Origin of the sequence: Mesorhizobium temperatum (assembly GCF_002284575.1) — a bacterium.
Classification (GTDB): Bacteria; Pseudomonadota; Alphaproteobacteria; order Rhizobiales; family Rhizobiaceae; genus Mesorhizobium; species Mesorhizobium temperatum.
In genome coordinates this window covers 1-11,458 of sequence record NZ_NPKJ01000051.1, presented here as the reverse complement: position 1 = coordinate 11,458, position 11,458 = coordinate 1, and the positions used below count along the sequence as shown (strand labels likewise).

Genomic DNA, 11,458 nt, shown 5'->3' with positions numbered 1-11,458 from the left:
GCTCGCTACAGCGCTATCGAGGGCGCGCTCGCGAGCGGCTTCGCTACCGCCGAGCTACACCACCTGTAGGGACGCGACCAATGACCGTCGCATTGCGCGCTTGCGAGCCCCGTTGAGGGACAAGATCGCTCAACAACTCGCGTTGCCTGAATCGGTTTATTCCGAGGAAGATGCTTACGTTGATGATATGCAATCATGGGTGGCGCCGTGGGGTTTCGAAGTCGACTCCATAACGGTCCCTACACGGTTTGTTTATGGCCTTGAGGATCTTTGGGCGGCTCGGCGAGATTCTGAGCGGATGCAAAGACAGATCCCGAATTCGAGTTTGGAGCTTGTTCCCCACTTCGGCCACAACTTGAGCCAACTCATGCCCCACATGTTGGCGTGGCTGGTGCAGGACGAGCTTCTGTCCTGACCCCAAATGTTGGTCGCGAGCCCGTCGTTGACTAGTTCCGCGCGAAAGGCGGTTCCATCGTCGGCACGGTGGCATCGCTCAGCAGTTCCTCCCAGGCGGCTCGAATGGGAATGCGACCCGATGAAGCGAGGACGCATGCTCGTGGGTTCATCGACAATTGCCGATGTTCGTCTTGGCCGAGAACGGCCGATCTCAGAAGTCATTCCGATCGCATGTGAGCGGCCGGATCTGATCGATCTCTTCAAGAAATCCGTGCTAAGAACGAGCGGATCCTCCACTGCTATATGTAACCTTCGATGCCGATTTCGTATTGCTCCTGCAAATCGCCGACATGGAGGAGGGTGACGCGATCATCACCGATCTCTTCCACGACAACACGAACATAAGGCAGTTAAAGTCTCTCATCGCGATCCCGACGATAAAGAGTTCGACCCATTATCCGGTCACTCGCTACTTTGGGTAATAGCCGATCTACCAGTCAAACGATAAGGCGGCCGTCCTTCACAGATTGGACGCCACTTTGGAAGACCTGCTTGATCTTCTCTCGCTGCAGTAGGATCGAAAGGTCTGCCTCCAGGTCTCCCTCCACGACCACCACATCGGCCAGTTTTCCGGGTGTCAGCGTACCGATCTCCTGGCCGAGCTTGATTGCCTCGGCCGCCGCACCGGTTGCGCGGTGGATCGCCTCCACGGGTGATACGCCGACCAGTTTAGAGTAAAGAACGATCTCGATCGCGTTTTCACCATGAAGGGTGAGGTCGGGGATCCCGCAGTCGGAACCGAGCGCGATCTTAACGCCCTTGTGTGCGGCCATGCGGAGATTGTCCGGATAGACCTTCATAATCTCCGAGGACGAAATCACAAGGTGATCCGGGTAGCCGAACTGTTTCGCCCGCGTTGCCTGACGCTCGAAAGGATAAAGCGTCGAGATCAGCCAAGTCCCGCGTTCGGCCATGAGCTCGGCACCCTCTTCGTCGATGAGACAGCCATGCTCGATCGTGTCGACGCCGGCAAGGACAGCGCGTTTGATGCCTTCCGCACCTACGGCGTGGGCTGCAGTGTGCTTGCCGCGCTGCCGCGCCTCGTCGCATATGACGCGCATCTCCTCGACGGTGTATTCCGGCCCGCCGGACCACTCCCCGCCGCCCGCGCGGGTTGCGAATATCTTGATGAGGTCGGCGCCGGCTTTTAGCTGTCGCCGCGTCTCGACCCGAAGCGCGTCGACCCCGTCAGCCTCGACGACGCCGCCATTCCAGCCATGCCCGCCGGTCATCGCGACGCCGCCACCGCAGGCAAGGATGCGTGGACCGACCAGGAAGCCGTTCTTTACTGCCTCGCGTAGCACGATGTCGCTGTAACCTGAGCACCCGACGTCGCGGATGGTGGTGAAGCCGGCAAGAAGGGTCTTGCGACAAGCATAGGCGCCCATGGCGACGTCGCGACCCACCTTGGCGGTAAGGTCGAAGAAACCAGCTTCCTTCTCGGTGAGTTGCGAGAATGCCGTCCAGGAACGGGGCTCGTCAACAGTCTCGCCCCAGCAGATGTGGACATGTGGGTCGACCAGCCCCGGAATGATCGTGTGACCGGCCGCATCGATTACCGTGGCGTCGCTACAGCCTGCGATATCCAGATCTGCCGCGACAATCCGGCCATCATCGATCAGGACATCGCCTAAAAAAGCCTCCTTGCCCGTTCCGTCGATGATCTTGCCGTCCTTGATAATAATGGACATTCGCGTTGCGCTCCTTGTGAAGTTGTAGAAGTCAAGTTCGGCTGAGATTTATCAGTCTCGAATCGAGGGCATCACGTAGCCCATCGCCGAGCTGATTGAGGCTGAGAACGATCAGCATGATGCCCCCGGGGGAGTGGAGAGCTCAGCCATTCTCCGTTCCTTGCTTCGCCGGCGTCGGGGATCCGGTCTTTCAGATCACCAGCCTGACGCAGCACCCGCCTCTAGATTGCACAGCTCTCCGGTCGAACAAATCTCAATCCGATGCTAGGCCTGCAATGGGCGCTTCAAAAAGCTGCGCGGATTGATTGCTTCAGTGCAATCCGCCGAAAATCTACACCTTAATCCGCGGCTCGAACTTGACGCGATCAGGCGCGATCATGCTCCGGAATTTTCTGACGTTGGGGTGCGAGAACGTCTACCGCATCGAGCTTACCGGTGAGAGACTGCGAAAAGCTAAGCGCGCTGATCTCGATCAGCCCGCCACTTGACCTGCGCCTCATCCCGAAACATCATCCTCCAGACCCATGCGAAATGACGCCAAGGGTGGCCAGCTTCAGATTGGAATACGCGGCCGGCTTCAAATCGGAATGCATGGCCGACTTCGTCGGAATCCACAATCTCCGGCCATCGCAGCGAGCCCAGGTCCGCGCCGGGCTGACGATCCGAGTTCCCGTGTTCCGATTTCCGGCCTTGATGTCCGCAGGCGGTGAGCTTTACGTAGGCGATGCTAGAGAGGGGGCCATATGAGAGCCCCCGGTCTCGAACGCGTTAACCCCGTGGAGATAGGCGCGCCCTACCGCGTCTGGTCGTTTACCTCCCACGCCATCGCACGATTTGGATGCGATATCGGTTGATCCGAGGCTTGATTGCGGTAGCCCGGCCTGGGGTCGAGATCCGCACCCCGGTACAGCTCAGGCCGATCTGCTTACGCAGGCCGCGCGGCATTGCAGCCGCGCGGATCAGGCGTATCACGAAGCAGGGCCGAGGCCGGGCGAGAGGGCATGCTGGTTGAAGCGGCTTGGGAGGCAATCGCCAGGGTTACTCCGGGCATTCAAAGCGGATAGTAGCATGCGGGGGTAGACACATCGCCGCCGTAGCCACCGACGCATTTGGAGCAACCCCGAACGAATTATGACAGCTCTGTTTCAAAAAACCTTAACATTGACGCACAACAACGCCGTTGCGACCTCATCCTAATGGCCGGACCCGCTCCGAACGGAATCGCTCAACTAAAAAGGGGAACTGATCATGAATAATATCGTAGGCAGTGTGAGCCGCCGGACCCTTCTCAAGACCGGCGCGGCGCTCGGAGGAGGAATCATAGCTGCCGGCATGCCGCTCTCGCAGACCATCTGGGCCGCAGAAGGCAAGGTACTCAAGGCGCGCGCCTTCCGTGAGCTCCTCACGCTCGATCCGGGCTTCTACGGAGGGGTAGCCGATGTCGACGTGATGAACTGCATCTATTCGAAGCTCACGCATTTCAAGCCGGGCACAGAGTGGGGATGGGACCTGGAGGCGGCAGAAAAGATCGAGCCGGTCGACCCGACGCATATCCGCTTCCGCCTGAAGAAGGGGATCAAGTTCACTGGCGGTTATGGCGAGTTGACCGCGAAGGACGTGAAATTCTCGTTCGAGCGCATTATCAAGCACAAATCGCCGGTTGCCACCGAATGGGGTCCGCTCGATCATGTCGAGTTGGAGGACGACTATACTGGCGTCATCGTATTCAAGACGCCGTTCGCGCCAGCTTGGCTAATCAGCCTCCCCTATGGCGTTGGCCATATCGTTTCCGAAGATGCGGTGATGAAGGCAACCGGTGATGGCAGTAGTTTCGGCGTGAAGCCGCCCGCTTTCTCCGGCCCCTATGTGATCGCCGAGTGGAAGGCGAATGAGCATCTCCTTCTTACCCGCAATCCCGACTGGTCGGGGCCGAAGCCCGGTTTTGACGAAATTCGCATCCTGCCGATCGGGGACGAAAAGGCTGCGGAGCGTGCGTATCAAGCGGGCGACATCGATTTCACTAGGATCAGCTTGGATTCACTTGCGAGCTTAAAGACCAACCCACCCGCGGACACCACGGTCGAGGAACATGCCTCGCTCTCTTATACCTGGCTCGGCATGAACCTGGATCACCCGAAGCTGAAGGACATCAATGTCCGCAAGGCGGTCCAATGGGCGATCAATGTACCTCAGATCCTCGATGCCGCCTATGCGGGTCAGGCGACCGTCGCAACGGGATTGATTGCTCCCGGTCTTGTCGGGCATCGCGACAAGGCGCTTGTTCCCCCGGAAGGTGATCTCGCAAAGGCCAAGGAGTTCCTGGAAAAGGCTGGTGTGAGCGATCTCACCTTGACCCTCGATTGCCTGAACGACAGCACTAAATCAACAATCGCCCAAGTGATACAGGCGCAATTGTCTCAGATTGGCATTACGGTTGACGTCAAGGTCCAGGATTCCGGCTCGTTTTGGACTATTGGCTCGGAAGCGGATGGCGACCGCTGGAAGGATATGCAGCTCATCATCATTGAGTACACCATGCTGCCGGACCCGTACTACGCCACCTCCTCTTTCGTGAGCGAACAGGTCGGCGTGTGGAACTGGCAGCGCTTCAGTAGCAAGCATTTCGACGAGCTCAATGAAAAGGCTCTCGCGCTCGATGACCCGAGTGAGCGGGCGAAGCTCTACCGTGAGATGCAGGATCTCATGGAGGAGTCCGGCGCCTACCGGTTCTTGACCCATGGAGGCACACCGGTCATGTATCGCACTACGCAAATACAGGCCGCAACCCGCCCGGACGGAGTCCCACTGTACCTCGAGTTCAAGCCGGTTTAGAGTGGCGTAGTCTGACTCAAGAAGATGTGGCTCTATTTCCTCAAACGGATGGCCCTCGCGATCGCAATCATTGCGATCGCGGTGGCGCTTATGTTCCTGATGATCCGCGCCGTCCCTGGCGACCCGGCCGCGATTTTGCTCGGCCCGCGCTCGACGCCTGAAATGAGAGCGTTGCTGCATGAGCAGATGGGCCTCGACAAGCCGCTTGTTGTGCAGATCATCACGTTCTTCGGCGGATTGCTTCATGGCAACCTGGGTTTTGACGTATTCAGCCAACGACCTGTTGCCGACATTGTTTTGGAGCAATTGCCTTTTACGATCGAACTGATTTTGGTCTCGATCTTATGGGCGGTCGTAGTAGCCGTGCCGCTCGGCTGCTACTCCGCGGTGCGGCGAAACTCCTTCGTCGACCAGGTGGCGGGGGTCCTGGCGGTCGCCACAATCGCAATTCCTTCCTTTGTCATGGCGGTCTACGCGCTGCTGATTTTTGCCGTGACGCTGCGCTGGTTGCCGGCGATCGGAGCCGGTAATGGCTTCTGGGATGGACTTATCCATCTAATTCTCCCAGGTTTCGCCATAGGGGTAGGGTGGGTCGGCTACATTTCCCGACTGGTACGGGCATCCATGCTTGAGATCCTGGGGGAAAACCACATCCGCATGGCCCGCTCTTTCGGGATCTCGGAATGGCGCATCGTCGCGCGATACGCGCTGCCGCTCGCGATCCTGCCGACCGTGACCATACTCGGGGTAGGCATCGCATGGCTTCTTTCGTCCGCGGTCTTTATCGAAGTGGTCTTCGCGAGACCTGGCATCGGCGCATTGATTGTGAACGCGGTCAATACCCGCAACTATCCGATTGTGATGGGCGTCGTGCTCGTCACCACGTTACTTATTGTTACCGCCACGACGCTCTCCGATTTGATAAATGCATTCCTCGATCCGCGAACCCGCGAAAAGCTCTGACATGGTAAGCGTTGAAGCCATCCCTTCAGAAGCCAACGATGCTATCGATACTGGCGCCTTTCGCACGTTCCTGCGGCAATTTCGCAAAAACCGCCTGGGCATGCTCGGAGCAGTGCTTGTCATACTCATAGCATCAACCGCGATCTTTGCTCCCTTCATCATCACGCATGATCCGATCCAGATTATGGTCGGGCCGCGTCTGGCCGCACCTTCACTGGATTTTCTGCTGGGCACCGACCAACTGGGCCGCGACACGTTCTCGCGCGTCATCATGGGCGGCCGCATTCCGCTCGTTGTCGCTTTCGCCTCACTCGGCAGTGCGCTGGTGGTCGGCGTCGTGCTTGGTTTGATTGCTGGATTCGGTCCNACGGTCATGGCGATGCATTATGCCTGACACGATTTCCAGCGGGCGCAGATGATAGTCAACACGTCAGGCTCAGCCCGCTGAAGGCGGTGACGGACGGCAATAGGGCTTCGCTTTCCGGGCCGCCGCGACCACTTCAACTTTCTCGCTAAGATACCTGGCATGCGACGTCGCCCCACTTGGTTTTTGGCCAGCTAGTCGACCAGACCAGCCGAAGCTTCCGGCCGCAACAGGGAACCAATCCCGCTGCTTGTCGCTTTCGCCTCACTCGGCAGTGCGCTGGTGGTCGGCGTCGTGCGTGGTTTGATTGCTGGATTCGGTCGTCGTTGGCTGGACAATTTGCTCCTGCTCATCTTCGATACCATCCGCTCCTTTCCTGGTATCATCTTTGCGCTGGCCATCATCGCGCTTCTGGGCCCAAGTCTGGCGACCGTCATTCTAGTCATCGCAATAACGTCCATGCCCATTTACGCGCGTGTCATGCGCACCCAGACAGAGGCGCTGCGCAGCAGCGAGTACGTCGCCGCGGAGCGCAGCATGGGGGCCGGAACAACACGTATCCTCGCCGTTCACGTCCTGCCCAATGTCATCGGTCCGCTTCTCATTCTCGTGAGCATGGACGTGCCGGCTGTGATTGCGGTTGAGGCAGGCCTCAGCTTCCTAGGCATGGGAGTGCGACCACCGACCCCTGATTGGGGAGCTATCCTCAATGATGGCTACAGCTACATCAACCAGACCCCTTGGCTGGTCATCGCCGGCGGCATTCCGATCGTCTTCGCAACGCTCGGCTTCACGTTCCTGGGTGAGGCGTTGCGCGACATATTCGATCCCAAATTGCGGAAAGACCTATGAGACACGACGATCTCACACAGCATATCGCCCGGCCGCTTCTTGAGATCCGTGACCTAAATCTTGATTTCGGTACGCCACGCGGCCGTGTCCACGCCCTGCGCAATGTGTCGCTCGATGTGCCAGCCGGACAGGTGGTTGGCATCGTCGGGGAAAGCGGATCTGGAAAATCGACGCTCGCATATACATTGATGGGCCTGCTTCCAGAAAATGCAGATGTGACAGCCGGCAGCATCCTGTTCGAAGGTAAAGACCTGCTAAAAATGCCCGCTCAGGCGCGTCGGAACCTGCTCGGCGATCGTCTATCCATGATCTTTCAGGATCCGATGACCGCACTCAATCCGGTGCGGACCATCGAGAGCCAGATGATCGATATCCAGCACCACGAACAAAGAAGCCGGAGCGAAAAGCGCACTCGTGCTCTCGAGATGCTTCACCGGGTCGGAATTCCCGATCCCCAAAGCCGTATTGGCGCCTATCCGCATCACTTCTCCGGCGGCATGCGTCAGCGCGTTTGCATTGCCATGGCACTGCTTGTGAAACCAACGTTACTCGTCGCCGACGAGCCGACCACTGCGCTCGATGCAACGCTGGAAGTGCAGATCATCCATCTTCTCAAAGAACTGCAAAAGGAGATCGGCTGCTCAGTCTTGTTCGTCTCCCACCACCTCGGAGCGGTGGCTGAGTTGTGTGACCGGGTCGCCGTCATGTATGCGGGTGAAGTGGTGGAGGAGGGGGCGGTCCGGGACATCTTCCACAATCCTGCTCACCCCTACACGCGCGCACTGCTTGAGTGCGATCCCGGGCGTATCAAAAAAAGCACACGCACTTTGCCGACCATACCCGGCGAGGTGCCCAGTCTTCTGGGCAGCAAGAAGGGATGTATCTTCCGCGCTCGGTGCCCCCAGGCGTTTAGCCGCTGTACGCACGACAACCCGATCGAGTACCGCATCGGCGTGGACCAAGTCGCCCGATGCCATCTCCTCGACGAAGAGCGGTTGGTTTCGGCATGAGCGCGCTGCTTCGGGTTGAGGACCTGCGGGTTTGCTTCCGCACCATGGGTCCGCTGAAGGCGCTTGTAACCGGGACGAAAGCCCCTTTCATCGACGCCGTATGCGGTGTGTCCTTTGAAATCCACAAGGGCGAGACACTCGCCCTCGTCGGTGAAAGCGGCTCAGGCAAATCGACCATCGCGCGCACGATCATCGGCTTGCAGCGGGCTGTGAGCGGTAGCATCCGCATCGACGGACAGGAAATTGAGGAGCTCAGCGGGGCTGAACGGAAGCCCTACTTGCGGCGCATGGCGATGATGTTCCAGGACCCGATCGGCTCACTCTCGCCGAGGCTGACTGTTCGATCGCTCCTGACCGAGCCTTTTCGCATCCATGGATTAAAGCATCCCGACCTCGGAGGCGAAGCCGAGCGCCTGCTTCGGATGGTCGGCTTGCCGGCGGATTTTGCTCGCCGCTATCCCCATCAGCTTTCCGGAGGTCAGGCCAGGCGCGTTGGTATCGCGCGTGCTCTTGCGCTGAATCCGGACTTGATTATTGCCGATGAGCCGACCGCAGGCCTCGACGTGTCCGTGCAGGGCGAGGTGCTCAATCTTCTCGCGCGGCTTCAGGACGAACTCGGCATGGCGATCCTGATTATCACGCACAATCTTAACGTTGTGCGTCACATGACCGATCGCATGGCGATCATGTATCTCGGCCGCTTTATTGAGGTCGGCTCGACCGAGCGTATATTCGATCAACCGCGGCACCCCTACACGGAAGCGCTGCTTGCGGCCAATCCGGAGCCCGACCCGGATGCGGTGCTGAACCGGATAGAGCTCAAGGGTGAGGTGCCAAGCCTGATGAGGCGGCCATCCGGCTGCGAGTTCCACACACGCTGCCGTTATGCGCAGGACATCTGTAGCCGCGTCTTCCCTGAACCTTCGGCAAGCGAGGACGCGGAGCACAGCTTCAGATGCCATTTTCCGCTTGGGCGAGGATCCGATCGACCGTTGGAGACGACCCTGTCTTCGGCTGGACCCAAGTCTGACGATGGCCAGTCATGATCGCTCCTGTCTGCCCTGCCATGCTCTCTCGCAAAAAATAGAGAAAGAGAGGATAGCACGAAGTGACGGTGAGTGATTGTGGAATATGATGCCACCGGTTTGGCCCCTCTGTTGAGCGCGGGCGAAATACGTCGCCTGGCTGATCCCCGCTTTGCGGCAGATCTCCGCTAAGGTAAAGCCGTCATCGTCCAGCTTCAAAATGAACGCCTTCTGCGCGTCCGAAAACTTTGATCCCTTCATCGTTCCGCTCCTTCCCTCCGCCGGGAAAACAAGCCAAAAACTCCAACCAAAAACGATCGAATTATCGACGGTGGGAGCACCTTCGTAGAGACAAAGCTCTATCACAATCCCGATGTCCCAAAATTCCGGAATATGATCGCGCTTGATCGCGTTAAGTTCGAGCCGCGGATCACGGGATAGTTCTCGGCCGATTGCGCTGAAGCCATCAGCCCGGGCTTTGTTTTGAAGCGCCTATTGCAGGTCCAGTCTCGGATTGAACTTTCTCACCGCGAGAACTCTGCAATCTAGGGAGCCTAGTCGATACCGCGTCAAGAAATGCTCATCGCGAGGGAGACCGGGCGCCGACGGAGCAAGCGCTCCGGTAACGCTCAGGCATTCCGGAAAAATCGTTCAACTAAAAGGCGAATGAGTCATGAAGCTAAAAACTAAGGTGGGACCTGTGAGCCGCTCCACCTTTCTCAAGACCGGTGCCGCGCTCGGCGGGGGTGTGGTCGCTGCCGGCATGCCGCTCTCGCAGACCATATGGGCCGCAGAAGGCAAAGGGCCATCCCGATCGCCGTGCCGCCCGGCTGCTACTCCGCGGTACGGCAGCCCCGTCGGCTTGAACCCCTCACCCGGCCGCATCTTTCGGAACCGAAGCCAGCAAGATTCCGGCGTTAGCGCTGGATCGGCCACCAGGTCGCTGAAAGATACCCCCCGTGCACTCTTCATGAATCCCATGAACAACCCCTACTTGGAAAGGCCCGCCGCATGACGCTCTCCTCGATCGCCAATCCCGACCTCGCCGTCCTGTTCGAGAACAAGCCGCGCTGGAACCTGCCCGACCACCGCCGCAGTGGCTTCCACAACCTCCACACTACGATGCGCTATGCCTTTTCGATACGCGCCCCCCGCGTCTTGCCACTCAGGAAGGAGGTCGACTGGACCATCGGCGAGCGGCCTGAGGTCGCCCGCTTCCTCGCCATGCCACATTTCTCGGCCTTCATCGTGGTACGCGGCGAGCGCATCCTCTACGAGGCCTACGCGCCTGACTTCGGACGCGAGAAGCCGCATCCCATCATGTCTATCACCAAGACGACGCTTAACCTGATGCTCGGTCGCGCGGTGGCTGACGGCCTCGTCAATCTCGACGCGCGAGTAGGCACCTATCTGCCGGAGATCGGTTCGGGCTACGCCGAGGCGACCGTCAAGGCGGTCGCCGATATGAACGTCGCCAACGACTTCAGCGAGGACATGAGCGACCCTTACACTTCGGCCTACGACATGGAGGCCGCAACCGGCTGGCGCCTGCCTTTGGATGGTCAGAGGGAAGGGACGACCCGCTCCTTCATCTGCGGCATCACCGGCGGTGACCTGGCGAATCGCACCGGAGAGATGCTGTATAAGTCAGCCAACACCGATGTGCTCGGCTGGATCATCGAGCGCGTCAGCGGCCGGNATGCCACCGGTTTGGCCCCTCTGTTGAGCGCGGGCGAAATACGTCGCCTGGCTGATCCCCGCTTTGCGGCAGATCTCCGCTAAGGTAAAGCCGTCATCGTCCAGCTTCAAAATGAGCCCTGCGCGACTGGCTGATCGAGATCGTCGAGGCGGCGGGCCTCGAGGGATGCTTCCATATCAACTGCGACCGCGATGGTGTGCCGTGGATGGGCGGCGCCGCCTGCCTCACCGCCCGCGATCTCGCGCGCCACGGCCTGCTCTTCGCGCGCAAGGGTGAGGGTGTCGAGGGCCGCCGCGTTGGCGATGCCGCCTTCATCGAAGAGACACGCCGCAATCCGGGCCCTGTCTATTCGAAGACGCGTGACTGGACGTACTATAGCCGCCAGGTGAACACCGACGGCACCTTCCTTGGCCACGGCGGCTACGGCGGCCAGTTTATGCTCGCGAACCCTGACACCGGCACCGTCGTCGTCTACTTCGGCGTGCTCGAAAACAAGAGTGCCTTCGACCGCGCCTTCAGTGATCCCCTGGTGAAGATGATGGCCGAGCTAGCTGCAGAATGATGAG

10 protein-coding genes and 1 pseudogene are annotated in these 11,458 nt (G+C 59.2%); 9 read left to right on the top strand and 2 right to left on the bottom strand.

What is annotated here, in order from left to right; genetic code table 11:
* The coding region (locus CIT26_RS17870) for an alpha/beta fold hydrolase (protein WP_206072780.1) at window positions 1-415 on the top strand (415 nt) is incomplete at its 5' end.
* 478 nt (window positions 416-893) lie between these two features.
* Here the strand turns inward: CIT26_RS17870 and CIT26_RS17865 are convergent.
* Window positions 894-2,147 (bottom strand): metal-dependent hydrolase family protein, encoded by a 1,254-nt coding sequence (locus CIT26_RS17865; protein ID WP_095493808.1) that lies wholly within the window; start codon window positions 2,145-2,147, stop codon window positions 894-896.
* Window positions 2,148-3,395: 1,248 nt separating this feature from the next.
* Here CIT26_RS17865 and CIT26_RS17855 point away from each other — a divergent pair.
* The 6 genes from CIT26_RS17855 to CIT26_RS17830 all read left to right on the top strand — a co-directional run bounded on the left by CIT26_RS17855 (window position 3,396) and on the right by CIT26_RS17830 (window position 9,214).
* Window positions 3,396-4,979, top strand: a complete 1,584-nt coding sequence (locus tag CIT26_RS17855; RefSeq protein WP_095493806.1) for an ABC transporter substrate-binding protein — start codon at window positions 3,396-3,398, stop codon at window positions 4,977-4,979.
* Between the two features lie 24 nt (window positions 4,980-5,003).
* Window positions 5,004-5,942, top strand: coding sequence for an ABC transporter permease (locus tag CIT26_RS17850; RefSeq protein WP_095493805.1), 939 nt, complete (start codon window positions 5,004-5,006; stop codon window positions 5,940-5,942).
* Window positions 5,905-6,336 carry an ABC transporter permease gene (locus CIT26_RS17845; protein WP_245319469.1) on the top strand — a complete coding sequence of 144 codons (432 nt, stop codon included), beginning with the start codon at window positions 5,905-5,907 and terminating at the stop codon, window positions 6,334-6,336. Before CIT26_RS17850 ends, CIT26_RS17845 begins: the two co-directional genes overlap by 38 nt.
* A gap of 252 nt (window positions 6,337-6,588) precedes the next feature.
* Window positions 6,589-7,158, top strand: a complete 570-nt coding sequence (locus CIT26_RS17840) for an ABC transporter permease (RefSeq protein ID WP_245319468.1) — start codon at window positions 6,589-6,591, stop codon at window positions 7,156-7,158.
* Window positions 7,155-8,168, top strand: coding sequence for an ABC transporter ATP-binding protein (locus CIT26_RS17835; protein ID WP_095493804.1), 1,014 nt, complete (start codon window positions 7,155-7,157; stop codon window positions 8,166-8,168). The genes CIT26_RS17840 and CIT26_RS17835 overlap by 4 nt, the downstream gene beginning before the upstream one ends.
* Entirely contained in the window at window positions 8,165-9,214 is a 1,050-nt protein-coding gene (locus tag CIT26_RS17830) for an ABC transporter ATP-binding protein (protein ID WP_245319467.1), read from the top strand. The genes CIT26_RS17835 and CIT26_RS17830 overlap by 4 nt, the downstream gene beginning before the upstream one ends.
* Before the next feature lie 123 nt (window positions 9,215-9,337).
* On the opposite strand, the pseudogene CIT26_RS17825 reads toward CIT26_RS17830, so the two are convergent.
* Window positions 9,338-9,454 (bottom strand): annotated as a pseudogene (locus CIT26_RS17825) (transposase); the annotation flags it as partial.
* A 750-nt stretch (window positions 9,455-10,204) separates the two neighbouring features.
* On the opposite strand from CIT26_RS17825, the gene CIT26_RS17815 reads away from it, so the two are divergent.
* Entirely contained in the window at window positions 10,205-10,975 is a 771-nt protein-coding gene (locus CIT26_RS17815; protein ID WP_095493803.1) for a serine hydrolase, read from the top strand.
* Between the two features lie 122 nt (window positions 10,976-11,097).
* Entirely contained in the window at window positions 11,098-11,454 is a 357-nt protein-coding gene (locus tag CIT26_RS17810) for a serine hydrolase domain-containing protein (RefSeq protein WP_095493802.1), read from the top strand.
* The last annotated feature ends 4 nt before the right edge of the window (window positions 11,455-11,458 follow it).